The 26,051-nt window shown below is 32.5% G+C and carries 27 protein-coding genes and 1 pseudogene; 20 read left to right on the top strand and 8 right to left on the bottom strand.

What is annotated here, in order from left to right; all coding sequences use genetic code 11:
• The first annotated feature begins 220 nt into the window (after positions 1 to 220).
• The 6 genes from serS to mgtE all read left to right on the top strand — a co-directional run bounded on the left by serS (position 221) and on the right by mgtE (position 6,656).
• Positions 221 to 1,492 (top strand): serine--tRNA ligase, encoded by a 1,272-nt coding sequence (gene serS, locus ACQ654_RS11565; RefSeq protein WP_430410488.1) that lies wholly within the window; start codon positions 221 to 223, stop codon positions 1,490 to 1,492.
• A 402-nt stretch (positions 1,493 to 1,894) separates the two neighbouring features.
• On the top strand, positions 1,895 to 3,679 hold the full coding sequence (locus ACQ654_RS11570; protein ID WP_430410489.1) for a tetratricopeptide repeat protein: 1,785 nt from the start codon (positions 1,895 to 1,897) through the stop codon (positions 3,677 to 3,679).
• A gap of 65 nt (positions 3,680 to 3,744) precedes the next feature.
• Positions 3,745 to 4,050, top strand: coding sequence for a DUF4286 family protein (locus tag ACQ654_RS11575; RefSeq protein WP_430410490.1), 306 nt, complete (start codon positions 3,745 to 3,747; stop codon positions 4,048 to 4,050).
• Between the two features lie 23 nt (positions 4,051 to 4,073).
• The gene (locus ACQ654_RS11580; RefSeq protein ID WP_430410491.1) at positions 4,074 to 4,538 is read left to right on the top strand and encodes a hypothetical protein; all 465 of its coding nucleotides are present in this window, start codon (positions 4,074 to 4,076) and stop codon (positions 4,536 to 4,538) included.
• Positions 4,535 to 5,317, top strand: coding sequence for a 16S rRNA (adenine(1518)-N(6)/adenine(1519)-N(6))-dimethyltransferase RsmA (rsmA, locus tag ACQ654_RS11585; RefSeq protein WP_430410492.1), 783 nt, complete (start codon positions 4,535 to 4,537; stop codon positions 5,315 to 5,317). Before ACQ654_RS11580 ends, rsmA begins: the two co-directional genes overlap by 4 nt.
• Positions 5,304 to 6,656 (top strand): magnesium transporter, encoded by a 1,353-nt coding sequence (mgtE, locus tag ACQ654_RS11590; RefSeq protein ID WP_430410493.1) that lies wholly within the window; start codon positions 5,304 to 5,306, stop codon positions 6,654 to 6,656. The genes rsmA and mgtE overlap by 14 nt, the downstream gene beginning before the upstream one ends.
• A gap of 48 nt (positions 6,657 to 6,704) precedes the next feature.
• Here the strand turns inward: mgtE and ACQ654_RS11595 are convergent, their stop codons facing one another.
• The 4 genes and pseudogenes from ACQ654_RS11595 to ACQ654_RS11610 all read right to left on the bottom strand — a co-directional run bounded on the left by ACQ654_RS11595 (position 6,705) and on the right by ACQ654_RS11610 (position 7,700).
• Positions 6,705 to 6,890, bottom strand: a complete 186-nt coding sequence (locus tag ACQ654_RS11595; protein ID WP_430410494.1) for a class I lanthipeptide — start codon at positions 6,888 to 6,890, stop codon at positions 6,705 to 6,707.
• A gap of 180 nt (positions 6,891 to 7,070) precedes the next feature.
• Positions 7,071 to 7,199 (bottom strand): annotated as a pseudogene (locus ACQ654_RS11600) (IS982 family transposase); the annotation flags it as partial.
• A gap of 84 nt (positions 7,200 to 7,283) precedes the next feature.
• Entirely contained in the window at positions 7,284 to 7,475 is a 192-nt protein-coding gene (locus ACQ654_RS11605; protein ID WP_430410495.1) for a class I lanthipeptide, read from the bottom strand.
• Between the two features lie 36 nt (positions 7,476 to 7,511).
• Positions 7,512 to 7,700 carry a hypothetical protein gene (locus ACQ654_RS11610; protein ID WP_430410496.1) on the bottom strand — a complete coding sequence of 63 codons (189 nt, stop codon included), beginning with the start codon at positions 7,698 to 7,700 and terminating at the stop codon, positions 7,512 to 7,514.
• 205 nt (positions 7,701 to 7,905) lie between these two features.
• On the opposite strand from ACQ654_RS11610, the gene ACQ654_RS11615 reads away from it, so the two are divergent.
• From ACQ654_RS11615 to ACQ654_RS11670, 12 genes are all read left to right on the top strand, one after another.
• Positions 7,906 to 8,427 carry an N-acetyltransferase family protein gene (locus tag ACQ654_RS11615; protein WP_430410497.1) on the top strand — a complete coding sequence of 174 codons (522 nt, stop codon included), beginning with the start codon at positions 7,906 to 7,908 and terminating at the stop codon, positions 8,425 to 8,427.
• A 215-nt stretch (positions 8,428 to 8,642) separates the two neighbouring features.
• Positions 8,643 to 8,849, top strand: a complete 207-nt coding sequence (locus ACQ654_RS11620) for a hypothetical protein (protein ID WP_430410498.1) — start codon at positions 8,643 to 8,645, stop codon at positions 8,847 to 8,849.
• 227 nt (positions 8,850 to 9,076) lie between these two features.
• Positions 9,077 to 9,442: a cupin domain-containing protein gene (locus tag ACQ654_RS11625; RefSeq protein WP_430410499.1), complete on the top strand. Its 366-nt coding sequence runs from the start codon at positions 9,077 to 9,079 to the stop codon at positions 9,440 to 9,442.
• 6 nt (positions 9,443 to 9,448) lie between these two features.
• A complete protein-coding gene (locus tag ACQ654_RS11630) occupies positions 9,449 to 10,387 on the top strand; it encodes a 2-hydroxyacid dehydrogenase (RefSeq protein WP_430410500.1) in 939 nt (312 codons plus the stop codon).
• 33 nt (positions 10,388 to 10,420) lie between these two features.
• The gene (locus tag ACQ654_RS11635) at positions 10,421 to 10,843 is read left to right on the top strand and encodes a response regulator transcription factor (protein WP_430410501.1); all 423 of its coding nucleotides are present in this window, start codon (positions 10,421 to 10,423) and stop codon (positions 10,841 to 10,843) included.
• 98 nt (positions 10,844 to 10,941) lie between these two features.
• Complete coding sequence (locus tag ACQ654_RS11640; RefSeq protein WP_430410502.1) at positions 10,942 to 11,457, top strand: DUF4199 domain-containing protein; 516 nt, start codon at positions 10,942 to 10,944, stop codon at positions 11,455 to 11,457.
• Positions 11,458 to 11,585: 128 nt separating this feature from the next.
• Positions 11,586 to 11,972: a VOC family protein gene (locus tag ACQ654_RS11645; protein WP_430410503.1), complete on the top strand. Its 387-nt coding sequence runs from the start codon at positions 11,586 to 11,588 to the stop codon at positions 11,970 to 11,972.
• Between the two features lie 154 nt (positions 11,973 to 12,126).
• Entirely contained in the window at positions 12,127 to 12,807 is a 681-nt protein-coding gene (locus ACQ654_RS11650) for a hypothetical protein (RefSeq protein ID WP_430410504.1), read from the top strand.
• Positions 12,808 to 12,878: 71 nt separating this feature from the next.
• Positions 12,879 to 13,211 carry an ArsR/SmtB family transcription factor gene (locus tag ACQ654_RS11655; protein WP_430410505.1) on the top strand — a complete coding sequence of 111 codons (333 nt, stop codon included), beginning with the start codon at positions 12,879 to 12,881 and terminating at the stop codon, positions 13,209 to 13,211.
• Between the two features lie 189 nt (positions 13,212 to 13,400).
• Positions 13,401 to 13,820, top strand: a complete 420-nt coding sequence (locus ACQ654_RS11660; protein ID WP_430410506.1) for an arsenate reductase ArsC — start codon at positions 13,401 to 13,403, stop codon at positions 13,818 to 13,820.
• Between the two features lie 272 nt (positions 13,821 to 14,092).
• The gene (locus tag ACQ654_RS11665) at positions 14,093 to 17,506 is read left to right on the top strand and encodes a hypothetical protein (protein ID WP_430410507.1); all 3,414 of its coding nucleotides are present in this window, start codon (positions 14,093 to 14,095) and stop codon (positions 17,504 to 17,506) included.
• A gap of 103 nt (positions 17,507 to 17,609) precedes the next feature.
• The gene (locus tag ACQ654_RS11670; RefSeq protein WP_430410508.1) at positions 17,610 to 18,167 is read left to right on the top strand and encodes a hypothetical protein; all 558 of its coding nucleotides are present in this window, start codon (positions 17,610 to 17,612) and stop codon (positions 18,165 to 18,167) included.
• Between the two features lie 78 nt (positions 18,168 to 18,245).
• Here ACQ654_RS11670 and ACQ654_RS11675 read toward each other — a convergent pair whose 3' ends face one another.
• The 4 genes from ACQ654_RS11675 to ACQ654_RS11690 form a co-directional block, all read right to left on the bottom strand.
• Entirely contained in the window at positions 18,246 to 20,606 is a 2,361-nt protein-coding gene (locus ACQ654_RS11675; RefSeq protein ID WP_430410509.1) for a DUF2339 domain-containing protein, read from the bottom strand.
• 310 nt (positions 20,607 to 20,916) lie between these two features.
• Entirely contained in the window at positions 20,917 to 22,458 is a 1,542-nt protein-coding gene (locus tag ACQ654_RS11680) for a glycine--tRNA ligase (RefSeq protein ID WP_430410510.1), read from the bottom strand.
• A 36-nt stretch (positions 22,459 to 22,494) separates the two neighbouring features.
• Positions 22,495 to 23,049 carry a class I SAM-dependent methyltransferase gene (locus ACQ654_RS11685; protein WP_430410511.1) on the bottom strand — a complete coding sequence of 185 codons (555 nt, stop codon included), beginning with the start codon at positions 23,047 to 23,049 and terminating at the stop codon, positions 22,495 to 22,497.
• 136 nt (positions 23,050 to 23,185) lie between these two features.
• Positions 23,186 to 23,590, bottom strand: a complete 405-nt coding sequence (locus ACQ654_RS11690; RefSeq protein WP_430410512.1) for a hypothetical protein — start codon at positions 23,588 to 23,590, stop codon at positions 23,186 to 23,188.
• A 51-nt stretch (positions 23,591 to 23,641) separates the two neighbouring features.
• On the opposite strand from ACQ654_RS11690, the gene ACQ654_RS11695 reads away from it, so the two are divergent.
• Together ACQ654_RS11695 and ACQ654_RS11700 are read left to right on the top strand one after the other, a co-directional pair.
• A complete protein-coding gene (locus ACQ654_RS11695; protein ID WP_430410513.1) occupies positions 23,642 to 24,331 on the top strand; it encodes a ComF family protein in 690 nt (229 codons plus the stop codon).
• A gap of 62 nt (positions 24,332 to 24,393) precedes the next feature.
• Positions 24,394 to 26,010 (top strand): Ig-like domain-containing protein, encoded by a 1,617-nt coding sequence (locus ACQ654_RS11700; RefSeq protein WP_430410514.1) that lies wholly within the window; start codon positions 24,394 to 24,396, stop codon positions 26,008 to 26,010.
• The last annotated feature ends 41 nt before the right edge of the window (positions 26,011 to 26,051 follow it).

Consider the following 26,051-nt stretch of genomic DNA (forward strand, 5'->3'; position numbering starts at 1 on the left):
ATCTTAATTTGACTATTTTTGCATCTTCAATAATCAGCGCGTTAAGGATTGAAGCGACATCCTTTTTGTTTTAAAAACGTCATTACGAGGAGCAAACGACGAAGTAATCTGTTTCTTTTTAACGGATTGCCACAACAAATTCAAAATTTGTCTCGCAATAACAGTATCAAAAAGATATAGCGGAAAGCCTGACCGAAGGGAACGCCAAAAATAAAACAAAATGTTACAATTACAATTTATTAGAGACAACAAGGCCAACATCATAACGGCTTTGAAAAAAAGAAATTTTGATGCCACTGAAATTGTAAACGAAGTAGTTTCGTTAGACGAAGCACGTAGAAGTTTGCAAGTTGAGTTAGACAACACGTTAGCTTCCTCTAATAAATTATCCAAAGAAATTGGGCAATTATTCAAAAGTGGTGAACCAAAAAAAGCCGCGATTTTACGTGAAAAAAGCACACAATTAAAAGCTACTTCAGAGACGTTGAAAAATGATTTAAAGGAGAAAGAAGAAGCTGTTTCACAACTTTTGTATACAATTCCGAATGTGCCAAACGACTTGGTTCCTGCTGGAAATAGTGAAGATGACAATGAAGAAATTTTCAGTGCTGGTGACATACCAACATTGCATAAAGGCGCGCAACCACACTGGGAATTGGCTAAAAAATACGACATCATCAATTTTGAACTTGGAAATAAAATTACAGGAGCTGGTTTTCCTGTATACAAAGGAAAAGGTGCGCGTTTGCAACGTGCATTAATTCAGTATTTCTTAGATAAAAATACAGATGCAGGGTATACAGAATATCAAGTGCCGCATTTGGTCAATGAAGCATCTGGTTTTGGAACTGGTCAATTGCCAGATAAAGAAGGGCAAATGTATCATGTAACTGAAGATGATTTGTACTTAATTCCGACTGGAGAAGTTCCTATAACGAATATTTTTCGTGGCGATTTGCTTAAAGCAGAAAGCTTACCAATTTGTTGCACAGGATATACACCTTGTTTCCGACGTGAAGCTGGAAGTTATGGCGCGCATGTGCGCGGATTGAATCGTTTGCACCAATTTGACAAAGTAGAAATTGTACGTATTGAACGTCCTGAAAACTCATATGCCGCACTTGACGGAATGGTTGCACATATAAAAGAACTGTTAGAAGAATTAAAACTTCCGTATAGAGTTTTACGCTTATGTGGTGGCGATTTAGGATTTACAGCCGCTTTAACTTATGATTTTGAAGTGTTTTCTACCGCGCAAGATCGTTGGTTGGAAATTAGTTCAGTTTCTAACTTTGAAGCATTTCAAGCAAATCGTTTAAAACTGAGAATCAAAGACAAAGACGGAAACAAGCAATTAGCACATACATTAAATGGAAGTGCATTGGCATTGCCAAGAGTATTAGCGGGAATTTTAGAAAATTATCAAACAGAAAATGGTATTGAAATTCCTGAAGTATTACGTAAATATACAGGTTTTGATATCATATCTTAAGCTAAAAAGTTTATACTAATTTATATTTTTTTAAAGATCGACAATGTATTTTGTCGATCTTTTTTGCTTTTAATCGATAATTAAGGTATGTTTGTCATCCAAATCAGAATCAATATATGTTACGTAATCCATAGATTAATAGCTAGCACGTATCATATTAAGAGCTAAACAGAAAATGCTATACACCCAAACCTAGTTTTAAATAGTTTTTAATCTATGGAATTTATAGCTACTAGAAATGCCTGAGCGATTGCTCAGGCATTTTGTTATTATCATGTTTTATAAATTCACAATATCTAACAGTGCCAGCGGTCTAACCTCTAGCGGCTTTGCTACCTAACTTCTACCAACATTACAATTTATTTAACATACTTTATGTTATCTTTGAACAAAAGCTTTTCTATGCGTTATATTTTATGTTTACTCATCAGTTTGGGAATGTACACAACTACATTTGCACAAAATGATGCGTTGGCGCGCCAATATTATGAAAAAGGAGAATACAAAAAGGCCATTGTTGCTTTTGAAAAACTGTATAAAGAATCGCCGCGTAAAGTCAATTACTTCATTGGAATGATTAATAGTTATCAGCAAATGGAAGATTTTAATACAGCTGAAAAATTATTGCTTGAAGCTATTCAGAAGCCAAAATCGAATCCGATACTATTGGTAGAAACTGGCTTTAATTACGATTTAAAACTAGATTCGCTTAGCGCAAAAAAATACTATGAAACTGCAGTTCAATATACCGAATCTAAAATTTCGGCTTCCTATATTGTTGGACGTGCATTTGAAAAAAAATCATTACTTGATTATGCCTTGCGTGTTTATCAACAAGCACGTGCAGCAAATCCTAATTATAACTTCCTCAATAATATTGCTAGAATTTATGGTGAAAAAGGAGACATTGAAAAAATGTTTGCCAGCTACCTAGATTTAATCAAAAACAGAGTTGAACAAAAAGGATATGCACAACGAATCATTAGTCAATTTTTACGAAATGATCCAAATGACGAAAACAACATTCTATTCCGAAAAATACTGCTCAAACGCAATCAACAAGAGCCTAATTTGTTATGGAATGAACTCTTAAGCTGGTTGTTCATTCAGCAAAAACAATACAAAAGAGCTTTCATACAAGAAAAAGCAATTTACATGCAAGGTGATGCTTCTTTGCAACGTATTTTCGACTTGGCGCGTATGAGTATGGAAGATGATGACAACGAAACTGCACGTGAAGTATTGACGTATATTATTGAAAAATCAAATCAAAACGAAACCATCATTCGTGCATCACAATTGTTAATTCAGCTTGATATTGAAACTGTTACAGACGGAAATTACGATGAAATTCAACAACGATTCGACAACTTATTTATAGCATATCCACGCGATTACCGAACGGTTTTATTACAACGCGATTACGCAAACTTTATGGCTTTTCAGAAAAATAAGCCTGATGCCGCAATAGCATATTTAAAAGAAACCATACAGCAACCGCTAAACAAAAGACAATTGGCAACGGTTAAATTGGCACTTGGTGATATTTTGGTATATCAGGAGCAATTCAATCAAGCATTGATATATTTTTCACAAGTACAAACTACATTAAAAAACGATGTTATTGGACAAGATGCACGGTACCGAGTTGCACGAACAAGTTATTACAAAGGTGATTTTGAATGGGCAGAAACGCAATTGAAAGTATTAAAATCTTCGGTTTCTCAATTAATTGCAAATGATGCTCTAAAGCTCAAATTGATTATTTCGGATAATTCTTTAGAAGATTCTACTCAAACTGCTTTAAAAAAATATGCAAAAGCAGATTTATTAGCGTATCAACTAAAAGAAACAGAAGCTATTGCTAAATTGGAAGAAATTTTGCAAAATCACAAAGGTGAAAAAATTGAAGATGAAGCTTTATTAAAACAAGCTGAACTTTATGAAAAAAGAGGCGAATTTGACAAAGCACGTTTAAACTACAAAAAAATCATTCAATTTTTCAAAGAAGATATCTTAGTAGACGACGCGTATTATGCGATGGCAAAATTATATCTCAATCAATTTGATGATCCTGATACGGCAAAAGATTACTTTGAAGAAATTATATTCAATCATCAAGATAGCATTCATTATGTAGAAGCGCAAAAAGCCTATCGGAAATTGCGTGGCGATACTGTGAATTAAGTAAAGATTACACACATAATTCAGCTTAAAACCGTAATTTTGCACTCTAATTACAAAACAAACGTATGTACATTTATAACGTTACCATCAATGTAGACGATAGCATCCATGCAGCCTTTTTAACTTGGATTGAAACACACATTCCTGAAGTAATAGCTACAGGAAAATTTACAAATGCACGACTCGTTCAAGTATTGGTGAAAGAAGAAATTGGAACTACATATGCCGTTCAATACACAGCAACTTCGCAAGACGCTTTAGAAGCTTATTACAAAGAAGATGCTCCAAAATTACGAGAAGAAGGCTTAAAAAAGTTTGGCGATAAAATGCTCGCTTTCCGTACGGAATTAAAAGTAATCAAGGATTTCTAAGCGTACATATCGAATTTTAGCACATGAAGGAGAAAAAATATTATTCACAGCTTGCATACTTTGTAAAAGCAATTTTAGTAATTGTAGTAATTGGAGTTACATTCTACATTATTACAGCATTTTCAGATGCAATAGCTGAATGGTTCAGTATAAAACTACGTAAAAACTTAGTGGTTATTGAATATGTGATTAATGGCTTTTTCGGATTGATAGCGTTCGTTTCCATAGCGATAATTCTTCTTAGAGGAAAACCACAAATAACGCTTACTAATAAAACACTTCGCACCAATCGTTTCAAAAGAGATTTTTCGAAAATCAAATTGTATCAAAAAGGAAAAGGTGGAAGCGAGCCGTATATTATTACTCATGATAAACAACAATTTGACATTGAACTTTCATGGTTTTCTAAAAGAGATCGGAAAGAAATTGAATCTATAATTCTTCGCCAAATAGAAGTTGCAAACGAATTAAATCCAAAAAATGCATGACAGATAAAGTAAGAGCAAAAAAACACTTAGGACAGCATTTTCTAAAGGATGAAGAAGTTGCAGAACAAATTGCAGATACGCTTACCTTACAAGGATATGAAAATATTTTAGAAATTGGTCCAGGAATGGGCGTATTAACCAAATATTTACTAAAAAAACCTGTTACAACATACGTGTGCGAAATTGATTCTGAATCTGTTACATACTTGCAAGCACACTATTTACAACTCTCAAACAAAATACTAGAAAAAGATTTCCTCAAATATGATGTATCACAAACGTTTAAGCAAGAACCGTTTGCCATTATTGGGAACTTTCCATACAATATTTCAACACAAATAGTATTTAAAACCTTAGAGTTACGCAATCAAATTCCAGAATTTAGTGGTATGTTTCAAAAAGAAGTTGCACAACGTATATGTGCGCCACATGGAAACAAAACCTACGGAATTCTATCTGTGCTAACACAAGCATTTTACAATGCTGAATATCTCTTTACAGTGCCACCAGATGTATTCAATCCGCCACCAAAAGTAGACTCAGGCGTGATGCGACTCATACGAAAAGAAAGTTATACACTTCCATGTGATGAAAAATTATTTTTCAGAGTAGTAAAAACAGCGTTTCAACAGCGTAGAAAAACACTTCGTAATAGTTTAAAAACATTCAATCTTTCCAATAATTTAAAAGAAGATGCTATCTTTGGGCTGCGTCCGGAACAATTACCTGTTCAAGGATTCGTAGATTTAACCATCAAGATAGCAAATGATACCATTTAAACTCAGTGACGAACTCATTGCGCAAGTAACACAGCACATTGAGGAAAAAAAAGACACACTACTTCTAGAGCTTCTAGAAGACGTTCACTATGCGGATGTTGCAGAGATTATTGATGAATTAAATCTGGATGAAGCTACATACATTATCAAACTGCTTGATAGTGAAAAAACATCTGATATTCTTACGGAACTTGATGATGATCTTCGTGAAAAAATTCTTGAAAACCTTTCTGCTAAAGAAATTGCGGAAGAAATTGACGAACTTGATACGGATGATGCAGCAGATATTATTTCTGAACTTCCTGATGAACGAAAACAAGAAGTAATTTCCGAGTTAGAAGACAAGGAACACGCCAAAGAAATTGTTGAATTGCTTCGATATGATGAAGATTCTGCTGGTGGATTAATGGCGAAAGAATTGGTAAAAGTCAACGAAAACTGGAATGTACTTACCTGTGTAAAAGAAATGCGAAAACAAGCAGAAGAAGTAACACGTGTACATTCTATCTATGTTGTGGATGATGACGATATTTTAAAAGGAAGACTGTCATTAAAAGATTTATTAACTACTTCTACACGTACCAATATCAAAGATGTTTACATTCCAAAAGTTGATTATGTAAATGTAGATGACAAAGCGGAAGATGTTGCCAAAGTAATGTCTAAATACGATTTAGAAGCCATTCCGGTTGTTGATGAAATGAAACGATTAGTCGGTCGTATTACCATTGATGATATTGTAGATGTTATTAAAGAAGAAGCTGAAAAAGATTACCAATTAGCAGCAGGTATTACACAAGATGTAGAAGCCGATGATAGCATTTGGGAACTCACACGCGCACGTTTGCCTTGGCTTTTCTTAGGATTAGTTGGTGGTGCTGGTGCGGCGTACATCATGGGGTTTTTTGAAGATTACCTAGAAACTCAAACAACCTTGCTTATGTTTACGCCACTTATTGCGGCAATGGCAGGAAATGTTGGTGTACAATCGAGCGCCATTATCGTGCAAGGTTTAGCTAATGACGATCTTAAAGGAAGTATTTCTAACCGTTTAATTAAAGAAATGCTGTTAGCTATGCTAAACGGAATAATTCTTTCCATACTACTATTTGTATTTGCTTGGGTTTGGAGAGGACAAATGGATGTAGCTATTGCCATCTCTATATCACTTTTTGTAGTAATCATCGTCGCAGGAATTATCGGAACTTTCATTCCGTTATTCTTAGACAAACGCGGCATTGATCCCGCAATTGCAACAGGTCCATTTATCACTACAAGTAATGATATCTTTGGAATTTTACTCTACATTCTTATTGCCAAAATGATTATTGGTGCCTAAAAAAGCGAACCGAAGTTCGCTGATTTTAAAGTTATACTCATATCGAATCTAACAATTAAATACGCTTTCGCAAGAAAAATTTACTGAAGGCTGGCAAATAATGGCGTTAGACGTACACAATGTATCAGCCTGTGTTTTTACGGTCATTCCTCCGTTAATAGCATTTGAATTTTGCACGTTTAATTCTGACACTACTGATTTTTTTAATGATAATGATTTTAAATTTTTTTTCATGATATCTAATTTAATGTACCTACTCTTTTTAATAATTGGCTTTTCGGAATCCGCCTTTACTAGTACGTATTAGTAGTTCAAAAATAGCTTGGAGTTTTGAATTTTCAACAGTATTTTCAGATCAGATTGGTATGATTGTGAACATTCGCACGCCGTTTAACATAAGATTAGGATTAAGGACTACTGAATTCTTTGAAGTTGATCGATGTCAATATTAGGCTTGATTAGATAAAAGGAATAAGCTATAAATTCTTGAACAAGATTGGTGATGAAGTTATCAAAATTTCTACGACTTATATGTTCAATTTGATAAACTCATCATAAGCATTAAAAAAAGTGAACCGAAGTTCACTTTTACAAATTAATTGCTATGCTAGTTGCAATAATTAAATACTAGCAATCAGCTGTACGAGGACAAGCCCATTCAGTTATAGGACATCCCCAACCTGTTAAACATCCTGGCTGATTTGTGTTACAGAATGTTCCAGCTCCAGTTTTTCCTCCTTTTACTTCTCCAGCATTTGAAATACTTAACTCCGATACTACTGATTTGTTTAACTTTAACCCTTTGTTTTGTTTTTTCATAATACTAAATTTATAAATTAATGTGTTATTAATAAACTAGCATACATTTACTGATGGTTCACAAACAACATTTACAGAAATAAACACACAATTGTAGTCATACGGAGTAGTTTTACAAAAAGCTCCTGCTCCTGTTCTTCCTCCAATAATTTCTCCTGCTTTCTCAATGTTTAATTCAGAAATTGTAGATTTTTTTAATTTTAAAACTTTGTTTTGTTTTTTCATAATATTATATTTTTTAAATCGTTAATGATGAAACAAATGAAACACTAAATTTGAAGATAAAAAAGGAAAGCAAACCGTGATTATCGAATTAAAGCCATGAAAATCAAGCTTTTAATTAACAATTAAGTTATACACAACTTTCTGTTTATCAATATTTTAAAATAAAACTAAACCGATAATTATCGAATTTAAGGTTACAAACGAAATGGAAAATCATACAATTAGAAAAGCGGTTCCCGCGGATGCAAAATTTATCTCATTATTAGCAAAAATTACATTTTCTGAAACCTTCGGTAATTTATTTCGTGACAAAAGTGACTTGCGTACTTATTTAGACAAAACATTTTCACTTTCAAAAATGACTTCATCCTTACAAAAAGAAGAAAATGTTTTTTGGATTGCCTATGCTGATGAACTGCCTGTTGGGTATGCAAAACTTAAAAAAGAATCACCTGTACCAAACAGTTCGTATAAAAAAGCCGCTCAATTACAAAAAATCTATGTTTTAAAAGATTACTTAGCACATAAAATTGGCACAAAACTACAAGACGAACTTTTCAAAGAAGTACAAAACCTAGAAGTAGAACGTTTATGGCTTTCCGTATTACACACCAACGAACGCGCCATAGGTTTTTACAACAGACATGATTTTCACAAATACGATTCCTATAGTTTCAGCATTGGAAAAGAAGACTTTGTTTTTAATATTATGATGAAAACAATGTAAATTTTTATAGTTTTCTCATAAAATATACATTTTTAAAAAAGTACTATAAAACCATCAAATTTCAGCAATAATCTATTGATGCAGCTTCAACTAGGAGTCAAACTACGCATTATCAAGTACATATCATATAATTATGTAACAAAAAAAATAATATGTGTAAATTAAAAAAGACATATTTGAGTAATTTTACATTCAACCTTAAACAATAATATATTATGATAAAAATACTAGGATTTATACTAACAATCGGAGCCGCTATTGTATTAGCTTTAGGGGTATTTTCAGTTTTTGGTTCTGTAAATATGGGAAATGCACAATGGCCAATGATTATTCTTGGAATCGTTTTCTTCTTTGCAGGAATTGGACTTTTAAAGTATAGAAAAGATACGGACGTTATAGACGCAGAAACCAATGGAAGTTAATCCATTCAACATATAATCAATAGTTTTACACATATTGATTTGCTGATCAATAAAGTTACACAGTAACAGGCTTAAAAACTCTTCAAGAATTGAGATTTTTTCTTAACATTTTGAAGAGTTACTTGTTTTTATACACCAAATCTTTCATTCTTCCTGTTGATAAACATCTAAAATAGTTTTTTATAAAACGCTAAAATCATACAAAAAAAATCTCGTACTTTAGGGTCATGAAAGCAATCAACATCAAAGAAAAATTTCAACTTGTCAACAAACAATGGCATCCACATCAAGTAGCTGTTGTGGACGACATGCAAGTGATTCTTGCAAAAATTCAAGGCGAATTTGTGTGGCATTCACATGAGAATGAAGACGAATTATTTCAAGTTACTAAAGGAACATTATACATGAAATTTCGCGATAAGACCGTTACAGTAAATGAAGGCGAATTTATTGTCGTACCAAAAGGTGTTGAGCATTGTCCGGCAACAAAAAACGGTGAAGAAGTGCATATTTTACTGTTCGAAAAGCTTTCTACAGCGCATACAGGAACTGTACAGCATGAAAAAACGCAAACTGAATATCCTAAAATTTAATTACTTGTGAAAATATTACATCTCGATGAAAATCATCCATTACTCATTTCGCAATTAGCGGAATTAGGACATACAAATCATGAAGATTACTCATCGTCTAAAACTGAAATTGAAGCAAAAATTCATGAATATGATGGGTTTATCATTCGTAGTCGATTCAAGATTGATGCTGAATTTCTAGCAAAAGCAACCAACCTAAAATTTATTGGTAGAGTTGGTGCAGGTTTAGAAAATATAGATTGTGATTTTGCTACAACACAAGGTATCAAACTCATTTCTGCACCTGAAGGAAACCGAAATGCCGTGGGCGAACATGCACTTGGAATGATTCTCTCATTATTTAATAAATTTAACAAAGCTGCTAAAGAAGTTCGTGAAGGAAAATGGTTGCGAGAAGAAAACAGAGGTTTTGAACTAGACGGACAAACCGTTGGAATTATTGGATATGGAAACATGGGAAAAGCATTCGCAAAAAAACTACGTGGTTTTGATGTAAATGTTCTTTGTTACGATATAAAAAATACTGTTGGCGACGAAAATGCTACACAAGTTTCACTTTCCGAATTACAAGAAAAAAGCACGGTTTTAAGTTTACATACGCCACAAACTTCGCGTACATTACAGATGGTAAATGCAGAATTTATCAACGCATTCAAGCATCCGTTTTGGTTTATAAATACGGCACGAGGAAAAAGTGTTGTTACACAAGATTTGGTAAAAGCATTGGCATCTAGAAAAATATTAGGTGCAGGATTAGATGTATTAGAGTACGAAAAAAGTTCATTTGAAAATTTATTCAATGACGATCAAATGCCAGCCGCTTTTCAATACTTAATTGAAGCAGAAAACGTATTACTTACTCCACATGTGGCAGGTTGGACTAAAGAAAGCAAAGAAAAACTAGCACAAACTATTGTAGATAAATTCAAAATATATTTTCATTAATTGTAGTTTCAGAAAAAAACAGATTTCAATACGATGAAAAAAACCATTTTCATTTTCGCGACTTTAATTATTGCTTTGTTGTTGTTATTTCAACTCAGTAAATTTTCTATCATGCAAGGAAATTCATCGTTAGAATTTATTATAGCCTCGATTGCCATCATTTTTTTATTCATTGGAATCTACATCAATAGAAGAAAAGAAAATCCAAATCAAAAACCGACTGCAGTAGCAATTAATCATGCGCAAATTGAAGCATTAGGCTTAAGCAAACGAGAATATGAAGTTTTATGCAAATTGGCACAAGGACATACAAATAAGGAAATAGCTTCTCTCCTATTTGTTTCAGAAAGCACCATAAAAACACACGTTTCAAATGTCTACACAAAACTCGATGTAAAACGTCGTACACAAGCCATTCAAAAAGCAAAAGAGTTGGAAATACTACCAATTTCCTAAAATTACTACCTTAGTATGATCAAATTGGTACTTTCGTATGAGCCGTAATACATGAGCGAATTATACTTTTGAAGTATTCAACAATAAATTTCTATCACATGAAAAATACTGTACTCAAATATGGATTGTATGGCTTCTTAACAGCTACAATTTTATTCTTTATCGCTTTATACTTTGGACAAGGATTGGCATTCAAAACTCAAGAAATTCTTGGATATTCTACCATGATCGCTTCCTTAAGTTTTGTCTATTTTGGAATTAAACAATATCGAAATCACGAACTTAATGGTGAAATTAGCTTTAAAACAGCTTTCATAATTGGTGCGCTTATCTCTATATTTTCTGCCATTGGTTTTGGATTTATGGATGCAATTTATATCACAAAAATCAATCCTGAATTTGCCGAACAGTACTTGGCATATGAATTTAATTTGTTAGATGCTCGAACTGATTTATCATTAGATGAAATTAAATTTGAAAAACTATCACTTCAAAAACAAAGTGAGGCATTTAGAAATCCATTTACAGTATTTTTTATCATGACCATGATGGTTTTTGTAATTGGCGTCATCATTTCATTACTTTCAGCATTAATTTTACACAAAAAAGAATAACAACAACAATTAAAATAACGAACAGATAAAACGAACATACATTTTCATTATTTCAAATTCACACAAAGAAAATGATCAAAATTTAAGTGTGTTCTTTAACATTTAGAAAACGAAAAAAAAGTAAACAGATGAAAAAAAGAGTAACAGGATTAGGTGGATTTTTCTTTAAAACAGAAGATCCAAAAGGACTCAGAAACTGGTATGGAAAACACTTAGGCTTGCCTGTGGACGATTACGGTTGCACATTTTGGTGGAAAGATAAAGAAGGAAACGATTGCTCAACACAATGGAGTACGTTTGCAAAAGACACAACCTATTTTAAGCCAAGTGAAAAACAATTCATGATGAATTTCAGAGTTGAAAATTTAGTTGAATTGTTAGCCGTTTTAAAAGAAGAAGGTGTCACTGTAGTTGGAGATATTGAAGAGTATGAATATGGTAAATTTGGTTGGATACTTGATCCTGAAGGAAATAAAATAGAATTATGGGAACCAATAGATAAAGCTTTTAAATAATTCTTAGTTAAGGAATAAATATTTTGATTGAACAATGTAACAAATTGCTCCTATTATAAACTAATTATAATAAGACAATGATTACTAACACTCTAGAATCATAAAATTCAAAAAAAAACTTTATTTTTAACTTCAATCAAAAAAAAGCTGAATTATGAGTGATGACAACAAAGAATTAGACAAAAAAATAGAAGGCACTGTAAATGAAGCTTCAAAAAAAGCCGAAAACATCAAAGATACAGTAGAAGAAAAAGCGCATGAAATAAAAGATGAAGCTTCAGAAGCTACTGAAAGTAAAATTGATGAAATAAAAAGCGAAGCGAAAGAAGCATTTTCAGATGCAAAAGAAAAAGCTACTGAATTTGCAAACGAAGCGAAAGAAAAAATTAGTGATTTTTCAGATGTAGCAAAAGAAAAAGCAGCTGACTTTGCAGAAGACGCGAAAGAAGCATTTGGTGATGCAAAAGAAAAAGCTACCGAATTAGCAGGTGAAGCCAAAGAAAAAATTGGTGACTTTTCACATGTGGCAAAAGAAAAAGCGGCTGACTTAGCAGAAGATGCAAAAGAAGCTTATGATGATGCAAAAGAAAAAGCTACTGAATTTGCAGGTGAAGCGAAAGTGAAATTGGGAGAATATGCTGATGTTGCAAAGGAAAAAGCAGGCGAATTTAGCGAAGAAGTAAAAGAAGCATATGAAGATGTCAAAGAAAAAGTAAACGAATTTGCAGAAGAAGCAGGCGAACGTATAGAAGGTTTTACAGAAGAAGCCAAAGAAACCATTGAAGAAACAACCAAAAAGACAAAAAGTTTCTTTCAACGGTTATTCGGAAAATAAAACATTGAAAAGCTGGAAAAATTTCCAGCTTTTTTTTATCTTTATTGTAATATTACATTTTATCAAATATTATGGGAATTACAAAAAATCACATCTTTGATGATTATCAAAATGAAACGGCACTTATAACAAAAGTTTTAGGGCATCCTGCACGAATTTCCATCATACAATACATCAGTAAAAACGAATATTGCAACTGCAACGAACTCGTAAAAGCTACTGGATTGGCGCAACCAACGGTTTCACAACATCTTTCCGAAATCAAAAGAATAAAACTACTCAAACAAAAAAATCAAGGGAAAAATATTTTCTATGCTATTGATACTAACTTGCTCAATCAATACCGTAGAACGATCAATGATTTCTTTGTAAAAATCCAAGTTAATTGTCAATCTAAAAACTAATCATTCATTCATTTTACAGCAAAGTAATGTTAAAATATTATTATTTCATCAAAAAGTAAATGCTCCAAATACACTTCTGCTTACATTTGTGATGATCACTAATTCATATTTGAAGATTTTACATCCCAACAAATTGATGTTTTATTCAAATTTTTTTAGCAATCAGCAATAAAAACCTACCATAAAATTATGAAAAATATACTTGTACTTTGCACAGGAAACTCTTGCAGAAGCCAAATAGCACATGGATATTTAAAACATTTTGCGCAAGAAAAAGCAACGATTTATAGTGCTGGAATTGAAACGCATGGCGTAAATCCGAAAGCTGTTGCCATTATGAAACAAGATGGCGTTGATATTTCTCAAAACACATCAAACAACGTTTCTGAATATTTAGATATTGATTTTGACTTTATCATCACGGTTTGCGATCATGCGCATGAAAACTGTCCGTATATTCCAAGCAAAAATGCCAAACGTATTCACCAAAACTTCTTTGATCCATCAAAAATAATTGGTTCTGAAGAGCAAACGTTCAATGCTTTTAAGAAAGCAAGAATTCAAATTAAAGCGTTTTGTGAAGAATTTGTGGCGAAAGAGTTGGGCTAATTGAATATTGAGTTTGTGATTGTGATTGCTAAGCTCATGGGTCTTAGATTTTGTTTTTATTTACAAAAATATCAAATCGAGCATTATTGAAATTAAAATATATTTTTATTGAAAATTCCTAACGAAGCTATCGAGATTCAATAAAAACAATTACCGACTTAAAAAATCAATTTCAAACCATCGTTTGGCAATGGAAATGTGTTGTTTCGACTAAAAAGCTTCTTTTCCTGCGAAAATTAAAATATTTTTGATCGGAATTAGTTTAGTTGTAGATGAAGTCATTTTTGTTATGTATCTGTATTGCCCTGTTTTTCTCTGTTTCATTACAGGGACAAACAAGCAACCGTCGTACAAAAAAGATAGCAATTAAAGATTCTATTCTGTTAGATTCGGTAAGTATCAATCCGTATCAATTTCGGCTGACCGATAAAAAAAATAAACAATTAGATAGCACTTCGTATCGAATTGATTTTAAAAAGGCGATTCTATATTTAGATTTGGCAAAAATTACCACCGATTCCATTCGCGTAAGCTATACAAAATATCCAAAATTTTTAACGAAAAAATATACAGGTTTTAACAAAGATGTAATTGTTCAAAATCCGATTGATATTGATAAAATTGTTTCATTAAAATCGAATCGAGAAGCTTCAGACACACGGCTTTTTGATGGTTTGAATACGTCTGGAAGCATTTCACGTGGTGTAACTGTTGGAAACAATCAAAATACAGTTTTAAACTCTGAACTCGATTTACAGATTTCTGGAAAAATATCGCAAAATGTTACATTGCGTGCTTCAATTCAAGATGCAAACATTCCGATTCAAGAAAGTGGTTATTCGCAACGATTGGACGAATTTGACCAAGTGTTTATTGAACTGGAAAGTAAAAACTGGAAAATTCGTGCAGGAGACGTAAATCTGGAAAATACAGAAACAAGTTTTATGCGTTTTCAGAAAAAAGTACAAGGTGTTGGCGTTGTTGTCAACTTGCCACATGAAAATAGCAAAACGACTATTTTTGGTTCTGGTGCGTTGGTTCGTGGTCGTTATACACAAAGTAGATTTCAAGGACAAGAAGGAAATCAAGGTCCGTATAAATTAACAGGTCCGAATGAAGAATTATTCATTCTAATTGTTTCCGGAAGTGAAACTGTTTATGTAAATGGATTGCCCGTAGAACGTGGAGAAAACAACGATTACGTAATTGATTACAACGCTGGAGAAATTACGTTTACATCTAAATATCCTATTACTTCTGAAATGCGAATTAGTGTAGAATATCAATTTACAGATAACAATTATACACGTTTTGTAGCGTATGGTGGCGCGAAATATGAACAAGAAAAATTTAATATTGCAGGATATATTTATTCTGAAAATGATTCTAAAAATCAGCCAATTCAACAAAATTTATCGGATGAACAAGTTGCTATTTTAAGAGACGCTGGTGATAACAATCAACTAATGACAGCACCTTCAGCGGTGGAACAAGCATTTACTGAGAATCGAATTTTGTACAAAAAAGAAGTGGTTGGCGGTTTGGAAACTTTTGTCTTTTCTAACAATCCGGATGATACTTTGTTTGATGTTCGTTTTTCACTTGTAGGCGATAACCAAGGAAATTATGTCTTGGCAAATGCGGCTTCCAACGGTAGAATTTATGAATATATTGCACCAATTTCGGGCGTTTTACAAGGAAATTACGAACCTATAATTCAATTGGTTTCACCAACCAAAACACAAGTTGCAGTGGTAAAAGGCGCGTACACTCCAAATGAAAAAACAGATGTGCAATTTGAAGTTGGCTTTAGTAATAACGATCAAAATTTATTCTCGTCAATTGACGATGATGACAATCAAGGTTTGGCGGCACAAATAAACGTGCAACAACAATTGCTAGATAAAGATTGGAAGATTCGCAGTTTTGCTAATTTTAATTATATCGATGAAAAATTTCAAACGATTGAACGGTTGTATTCTATTGAATTTAATCGTGATTGGAATTTAGACAATACTTTTAATGCGGGAAATCAGCAATTTTTGGCAACAGGATTGGATTTTTCCAACGATAAAAACGGAACAGCTCGTTACAGTTTTGAATATTTAGATTTTGCCAATAATGCTACAGGAAACCGTCATGTATTGTTGTCCGATTTAACCTTTGGAAAACTTAAAGTACAAACTAACGGAAGTTTACTTACAAACGAAACCGTGACTACAACTTCTGATTTTTTACGCTTGTTTGCGCGTTCTACATATAGCTTTACCAAAAGTTGGGTTGGCGCACAATTGAGCTTGGAAAGCAACGAACAACAAGAAATTGCTACGAATAACTTTACGCCTTTAAGCCAACGTTTTAAGGCATATACAGGTTTTGTTGGTGTTGGAGATAGTTTAAAAATTCATGCAGAAATTGGCTATACCTATCGTGTAAATGATAGTTTACGAAACAATAATTTAGAAAGAGTAAATACGTCTAACACCTATTTTTTACGATCAAAATTAATTCAGAATAAAAACACACAACTTTCACTTTTTGTTAATTACAGAACCTTGAAACAAGAAGATGAAAGCATTGAAAACGAACAATCGTTAAACTCACGTTTGGTATATCAGCAGAAATTATTTAATCAGATTGTATCTTTAAATACGGTATATGAAACCAATTCAGGAACGTTACCGCAACAAGAGTTTACCTATGTACAAGTTGATCAAGGACAAGGCGTTTACACTTGGAATGATTACAATAATAATGGCATTCAAGAGTTAGATGAATTTGAATTGGCGCAGTTTCCTGATGAAGCAATTTATGTACGTGTGTTACTTCCGAATCAGATTTTTATCAAAACGCATCAGAACAAATTTAGTCAGGTAGTGACCTTAAATCCTGCACAATGGAGCAATAAAAAAGGATTCCAAAAGTTTTTATCGCATTTTTACAATCAATCCTCATTTTTAATAGATCGAAAGATTCTTAGAGAGAATAATAATTTTAACTTTAATCCTTTTGATGATAGCGAAGATGAAAATGTATTAGGCTTGAATCAAAGTCTTCGAAATGCACTTTTTTACAATCGCGGAAAGCAAAAATATACAACTTCTTATACGTATTTAAACGCCAAAGCCAAGAACTTACTTTCTATTGGTTCACAGGAAAATATAAACACATCACATCAACTTCAATTTACACATAAACTTGGTAAATTTTGGCTCACCGATTTGATCACAAGTACAGGAAAAACAGAAAGTATTTCTGAAAATTTTCTAAATAAAAACTTCGAAATTGATCTTTTTAAAGTGACACCAACACTTTCGTATATTTTTAATAGAAACAGTCGGTTTAGTGTTTTTTATAAGTATGAACAGAAAGAAAATCAAGTAGGCGATTCAGAATCGTTAACACAACAAAAAATGGGTGTTTCTTTTGCATATAGCAATCAACAAAAAGTAGCGTTGAACGGTGAATTTAGTTATTTCCAAAATGATTTTACAGGAAATGCATTTTCGCCCGTTGGATATCAAATGTTAGAAGGTTTACAACCTGGAACCAACTTCACTTGGAATGTGATTATTCAAAAGAAATTGACCAAATTTTTAGATTTAAATCTCTCCTATTTTGGTAGAAAAAGTGAAACTTCACGCACTATTCATACAGGAAATGTGCAACTACGCGCATATTTTTAATTAAAATAATTCTAAATAAAACGCAACCTTTATAAAAATCGTGTATCTACAATTGGTATGGTTCTTGTTAAATAAGCCACAACAACATTATAAACCAATTATTATGAAAAACAATTTCTTACGAAGCGGACTGCTTCTTTGCCTACTCGTTGTAGGTTTTCAATCACATGCACAAGAAAAAGATGACCAGTATAACGTTGGCGATCGTAAAAACGAAATCCGTTTAGACGTTTTTGACGCTGCATTTTTTTCCGCAATTGATCTTAGTTATGAACGTGTAGATGACAATGCTATCGGTTACGGAGCCTCTCTATTTGTAAATTTTAGAGATAGTGATGATGGTGGTTATTACGAAAATTTTGCTTTCACACCATTTTTCAGATTTTACTTTTTTAATAAAGAAGATTATGGCGCTAAAGGACTTTTTGTAGAAGTATTTTCAAAATTTGCTTCTGGAAACGATTTTGAATTTTTTAATAATGTCGAAGAAGAAGTCGATTACTTTGATGCCGCTTTAGGAGTTGCCATTGGAAAAAAATGGGTAAACAAAAGAGGATTTATGTTAGAGATTTCTGCTGGTGGTGGACGAAATATCGGATTGGATGATAATTCGCCTGAGTTTACTTTTAGAGGTGGAATTTCATTAGGATATAGATTCTAATATTGAATTTAGATTGCAATAAAAGTTATATGAAAAGGTAAAAATAGCGACTTATGAGTCGCTATTTTTTTATCTATTTTAAGCAATTTCTTCTTCTGAATCTTCTTCAAATATGTTGTTTTTGTATTTATTATACAGAAATGAAATGATGAGTAATAATACTCCTAACGACACAAATACAATTGTTTTTGCAATGGTTGTTAAGTGTGCAATGTCGTATAAAAACAATTTTACAAGCGTTATTCCGAAAAGTGCAATGGCGCCAATTCGTAAATATTTGTTCCGTTTCCAAATTCCTAATACAATCACAAATAAAGCATACGTTCCCCATAAAATACTCAACCCGAGTTTATCCGAAGCCGCGTTAGAAGCAATGTCTAACCAATGAATTAATTCACTACTTAAAATACTTAAGATAGTGATATGAAATATTCCATAAAAAATTACTTTTAGGTTCTTTTTGATAAATTCTTGACGCACATATGTACGCGTAGTCATCAATAATAATATTACAAATAAGTATGAAATATATCGAATTATAAGTGCATATATACCCGTATCTATTGATTGCTGCATGTATGCATCTCTGAGTTCGCTTAGCGCGAATAATCCTTGTGTAAGAAATATAAAAATAGCAAACACATTCAACGCAAGTGTAACATATCCGAATGTTTCATTTTTTATCTTTTTGATATTTACAAAGGAAAGAACTGCCAAGAAAAACAACGAATAGTTGATAACCCAAATTATTTTGAACTCTAAGAAGTTATAATTTGAATTTTTGAGTCTATTTAAATTGCTTCCCAACCCAGAATCGATATGTAGTTGATTCCAGTAGTTTGCAATTTCTACTCGAAACGAAAAATATACAGAAAATAAGAAGATACTAGGAATCACAACAGACAAAAACTGCGCTATTGTTTTAGATAACTTTAAAGACGAAGTGTATTCTTTTTTATAAAATAAATAGGTAATATATCCAAAAGCTAGCATGCATAAGAATGAACCTAAGAAATTCATGTTTATAATTGGTAATATTCTCGTTTCTACGGAATAATCATACGAACTTACATACAAAGCTTCCCAATCATGTACAAGACTTAAAAAGGCTAACAGCATTACAGGATATGATAATTTCTCATAGATTTTTATACCTTTTGTACGTCCAACCCAGAACAGTATGGCAGCTTCAAAAACCCATAAGATTGTAACCCAATTTCCGTCAAGCTGAACTGGAATGGCCAATGTAACAAACGTAATGACCAATCCGAAAACTAGATATAGCAAACTTCTATCTGAATCTTTTCGAGTGTACAAAATGTAGCTTACTATTAAGTGTACAAATGCATTTAATAAAGTGAAAATACCCAAAAATTGCGCACCAATTGAATGTCTATTTAATAGTAAATATCCAATACCATACATTAAAAATGTGTTGAATAAAAGTAAGATGATATCAGTTGCATTGTAGGCTTCTTTTTTTATCAACTTATACGCTAAAATTGTAATGTAGAAGATTGCAAAAAACACAAATAAGAACGTCAATGCTATGCCAAAATGATTGTCTATTCTATAATCTGAAACAAACCAAGTAAGGTAGATTAACCATGTAATTCCAAATGATGAACCCAATAATGGTTTCCAATATTTTTTGAATGAAATTGTTAAGATTCCAATATTGATAATGGTCATGTATGAGAATAAAACCAGCACATTTCCAGAATTAGTACTTACTAAAAACGGAACTGCATACGCGCCAACCAAACCAATATGCGCAATAACTTGTCGGTTATATTTTATCGCAGTATAAACGCCAAACACCGTAAATAATGTCATGAGAATAAACGCTAGTAATTGAGGAATTAAACCATAAAAACTAAACGCGGCATAGGTGATGAAATATAAAACTGCAATGCCTCCACTGACTAAAACTGCGCTGTAATTTTCATATTTCTTTTTTAGTTTGATACCAAAACCTAACAATCCAATTCCGCATAAATATCCTAAAATTATTCGTGTTGTTGGTGTAATGAGTTCATGTTCTATAGAATATTTTACACCAATTGCCACACCAATAATTGTGATGATGATTCCTATTTTGTTTAGTAGATTTTCTCCAATAAATTTTTCAAGATTTGATTTTTGAGCAAACGATGCTTCTGCTTTCTTTGGTTCAGGGGTAAACGCCAGAATTGTCTTTTCTGCAACTATTTTCGGGGTTGCAACAGTTTCTTTGGCTACTTTTTCAGGAGTTATAATTGGTTTAGGTTTTTCCTCTTTTGCTTCTTGTTTTTCTGTAATAGCTGACCATTTTGTAGCTTTTAAGGATTCTATTTGAAAACGCAAATCATTAATTTCTCTGGAAAATTGTTGTTGCTTTTTTGACAACAATTCTAGCTTTCGCGTAAGTCGTTGTATAGTTTCTGAATGATCTTGCATGGTTGATTTTTTAAATACTCCGTTCACGAGAATTTCCAAGTGAATATAAGTATCTCTTGTTTGTTTACATACAAATATGAAGCATCATTTTGTATTCTTCAATTCAAATTCTAAATAAAACGGATGATATTATCAATCGTATAATTTCATAGATAATTAATTTTCAATAAATTAAGTGTTTAAAAACAGATGATATTATCTATAAAAAAGAGGTTTTCCAGAAAATTGAAATTTCATCAAACCGAACTTAATTCAGCATGACTTTCAACACTTTTAGAAAACCTCTTTTAGTTGTATAAATTTCTATGAACTACATTTTCATGAGCCAAGCACGCATGTCAACTTCTTTCATGATAATGCTTCGAACATCTTCAATTTTTACACGTTGTTGTTCCATCGTATCTCTATGACGAATGGTTACCATATTATCTTCCAACGTATCATGATCAACCGTGATACAAAATGGTGTTCCTGCCGCATCCTGTCTTCTGTAACGACGTCCGACAGCATCTTTTTCATCGTATATTACATTGAAATCAAACTTTAAATCATCCATAATTTTACGTGCAATTTCTGGCAAACCATCTTTTTTTATCAATGGCAAAACCGCCGCTTTTGTTGGTGCTAATACAGCTGGCAAACGTAAAACCGTTCGTTCAGAACCATCTTCCAATGTTTCATCTATTAATGAATTTGAAAAGATTGCTAAAAACATACGATCCAATCCAATAGATGTTTCTACCACATACGGAACGTAGCTTTCTTTTGCTTCATGATCAAAGTATTGCAACTTTTTTCCTGAATGCTTTTCGTGTGCTTTTAAATCGAAGTCGGTACGTGAATGAATTCCTTCCAATTCTTTAAAACCAAATGGGAATTTAAATTCAATATCTGCCGCGGCATCTGCATAATGTGCTAATTTTTCATGATCGTGAAAACGGTAATTCTCCGCGCCCATTCCTAATGATAAATGCCACTTCATACGGTTTTCTTTCCAAGCTTCATACCATTCTTTTTGTGTTCCTGGTTTTACAAAGAATTGCATTTCCATTTGTTCAAATTCACGTTGTCTAAAGATAAACTGACGTGCCACAATTTCGTTACGGAATGCTTTTCCTGTTTGTGCTATCCCGAAAGGAATTTTCATTCTTCCAGTTTTTTGCACATTTAAGAAATTTACAAAAATACCTTGTGCAGTTTCAGGACGTAAATATAAGTCCATTGCCGTATCTGCGGAAGCACCTAATTTTGTTCCAAACATAAGATTGAATTGCTTCACTTCTGTCCAGTTTTTTGAACCCGAAACTGGATCTGCAATTCCCAACTCTTCAATTAATGCTTTTACGTCGTCTAAATCTTCATTCTCTAACGATTTTGCTAAACGAGCAAGAATTGTGTTTATTTTTTCTTGATAGCCTACAACACGACCGTTTGTAGTTACAAATTCTTCTTTATTGAAAGCATCACCAAAACGTTTTGCCGCTTTTTTGACTTCTTTTTCAATTTTTGTTCTAATTTTTTCACAATAATCTTCTACCAAAACATCTGCGCGATATCTTTTTTTAGAATCTTTATTATCAATCAAAGGATCATTAAACGCGTCCACGTGCCCAGAAGCTTTCCACGTAGTTGGATGCATTAATATTGCGGCATCAATTCCAACAATATTTTCATTCATTTGCACCATTGCTTTCCACCAATAGTCGCGTATATTTTTCTTTAACTCTGCTCCATTTTGAGCATAATCGTATACAGCACTTAACCCGTCATAAATTTCACTTGATTGAAATATATAACCGTATTCTTTTGCGTGCGATACTACCTTCTTAAATTGATCGTCTTGTTTTGCCATGGCGCAAATATAAAACGTTTGTGAATTAGCTACAAGCTATTTTTGCGCGATATATACAAAAGCTGGCGGAATGTTAAAAGCTTCAAAGGATAATTTCACATTATCATGAAATACTTCCTTTAGTTTTTTGTAGTAAGTAAGACTGTATTGGTATTGAACAAATAAGCTATTTTTTTCCATGATTTTGTAAGAATTATCAAGGATGCGGTCACTTATTTCTGTTGGAATGTTGGTTAATGGCAAGCTTGAAATGATACAATCTGCCTTGTCATATCCGTGTTTTTTTAGAATTGATGCAACATCTTCCGCTGATACTTTTTCAATAACTAATTGAGAATGCTTGATTTTGTCTAAAGATTCAATAAACTTCTCGTTAATTTCAAAAGTAATTAGTTTAGTGTGTGGTTGAATTCTTTTTAAAATTTCTTTAGTGATGATTCCATTTCCTGGACCAAATTCTACAATAACTTTTACCGTAGAAAAATCAATATTTTTAACGATTCTGCGCGATAAAAATCGTGAACTTGGGAAAATAGTTCCCGAAGTTTTGATATCGCGTATTGCTTCTCTAAAAAATTTTAATCTATCCAATGGAAGAGATTTTTAGTATGACTGATGAATGTTTTTGAATATAACGCGAAGTAAAGAAAATATTCAGAAAATCGTGCCTTTTTTGCACTATTCTTTGCATTTTTTAAATGTGAAAATTGGTAACTAAAGAAAATTACTACTGAAAGTAGCTAGAGTTCAAATTTCCGCCTTGTATTGTCCCTTCATGCTTGCGATGTAATTCACGATTGGTTTTTCGTAACGCAAGCAATTGTTTTCGATAACTAATAATACTATCGTAGTCTAAAACAGATTGCTCTACTTTTTTGAGTAATGCTTTTGCCTTTCGCCTTTCAGATTTCAAAATTGAACGATCTGCTGTATTTATTTTGGCTAAATGATCGTAATTTTTAATGATGTCCATTAATTCTTCACGAACCAATACTTTTTCATTGTCAAGATAATTGTTCTTTTCTTGAGTATCATTATAATTGAAGACAGAAATTAGCACCATTGATACAGTCATTGCCGCTAAAGCAATCAGTAATATTTTTTGAATTGTATCTTTTGTGATGCCACTCATAAAAAAAGTAGTACTTTTAGTTTAAATATGTTAAAATTTTAACGTTTCAAGTTGGTAAAGATATTAAATTATATTGTTTCTGCCTTTTTTCCAGCAATTTGCTTAGGTTGTTCTGATAAATTATTACATCAAGAACAGCATATTTGCACACATTGTCGCCATAATTTACCTTTTACTTCTTATCATAAACATGCCCAAAATCCTGTACTGAATAGCTTTTACGGACGTGTATTGCTACAAAATGCAACGGCATTACTACATTACAAGAAAAATGGAATGGTACAACAACTTTTGCATCAACTTAAGTATAAAGGACAACAAGAAATTGGCACTATTCTTGGAAATTTACTCGGAAACGACTTAAAAAGTGAAACTTCCTATGAAACCATTACACATATAATTCCTGTTCCACTACACAAAAAACGATTGCAAAAACGCGGCTACAATCAAGTTACAACTTTTGGACAACAGCTGGCAACACATTTAAATGCAACCTATGTTGATGATGTGTTGGTAAAAGTGAGTAATACAAAAACACAAGCATTTAAAAAACGTACAGCGCGTTGGATGACAGCACAACACTCTTTTGAAATTGAAAATTTTGGAAAATTAGAAAACGCACATATTCTTCTTGTGGACGATATTATTACTACAGGCGCAACGTTAGAAGCCTGCGCAAATGCGCTCAAAAAAATTCCAAATATTAAAATTAGTATTGCAACTATGTCAATAGCAAGTTAAATCGTTCGTATGTCCCAAAAATAATTAGTTTATTTGTACCACATTATTTTTAGTTATCGTTAATGAAACATCGTTTATTATTTTTCAGCATTGCAACATTCATCTTTTTATCTTTGATAAATTGTGCCAAACGAGGAGTTCCTACAGGTGGAGAACCTGATACTGAACCGCCAAAAATGGTAAAATCGCAACCTGAAGAGTTTACTACTAATTTTGATGAAAAGCGGATTCGAATTTATTTTAATGAATATATTAAAGTGAAAGATATTCGCAAGCAATTAATTATCTCGCCACCTATAAAAGAAGGTGGTTATACTGTATATCCGCAAAGTGGCGCTAGCAAATATATTGATATCCAAATTCTTGATACACTTCAAGATAATACTACATATTCTTTTAATTTTGGACAAAGTATTGTGGATAATAATGAAGAAAATCCATATAAATATTTTAAATATGTATTTTCTACAGGATCATACATTGATTCCTTAGAAGTTGGCGGCGCCATCAAAGATGCATTGAATAAAAATCCTGAAACGTTTGTTTCTGTAATGTTGTATGAAATAGATTCTACCTATAACGATTCTACTATTTACAAACAAACGCCAACGTATATTACAAATACCTTAGATAGTGTTTCGGACTTTAAACTTTCAAACTTGCGCGCAGGAACATACAAGTTAGTTGCCATGAAAGATGTTGCCAGCAATTATCTATTCAATCCAAAAACTGACAAAATTGGATATGTTGAACAAGAAGTAACTGTTCCAACAGATTCTACATATACAATTACGTTGTTTAAAGAAATTCTTGCTTTTAGAGCGACACGTCCTGCACAAATTTCCAAAGAAATGATTGCATTTGGATATGAAGGTGAGAATAAAAATATGAAGATTGATTTACTGTCGAAAGTATCCGATAGTTTCCGATATAAAATTACGCAAGATCCCGAAAAAGATACCTTACGTTATTGGTTTAAGCATTTAACACCTAAAACAGATTCATTGATTTTTAAAGTATCTAATGATGCATATGAGACAGAGTTTACGGTAAAAATGAAGGATTTAAAAGGTGATTCTTTACGACTGAAACCAAATCACAGAGGAAGCATTCCGTTGAATGATGATTTTAGTATAAGTGCCAATACGCCAATTGTTGCTATTGATAAAAGTGTCATTTCAATTCAAAATAAAGATTCCGTTGCAGTAGAATTTACTTCGAAATTTAATGAAGAAAAAAATAGCTTAGACATTTCTTTTGAGAAGGAAGAAAGTCAGCGTTATACGGTTACGATGTTGCCAAAAACAATTACAGATTTCTTTGAAGAAGCCAATGACACGTTGAGTTACAGACTCACAACAAAAGAAACAAAAGAGTATGCAAATATTAAATTAATACTTCAAAATGCTAAAGAATACCCTTTAATTATTCAGGTTGTAACGGAAAAACTTGAAGTCATTGCTGAAGAATATGTTACAGAACCAAAACCCAGCTATGATTTTCTAAACGTTGAGCCTCAAAATATTTTTATTCGTGTGATACTTGATTCCAATAAAAATGGAAAATGGGATACGGGAAATTACTTGAAAAACATTCAACCTGAACGTGTTATTTATCATCCTGAGAAGATGAAAATTCGCCCTAATTGGGATTGGGATGCAACGCTTATTTTTAAGTAAGTATTCGCAAAATAGTATGAGATTCTGAATCAAGTTCAGAA

It is taken from the genome of Kordia sp., from assembly GCF_965283645.1.
In the GTDB taxonomy this organism is placed as follows: Bacteria; Bacteroidota; Bacteroidia; order Flavobacteriales; family Flavobacteriaceae; genus Kordia.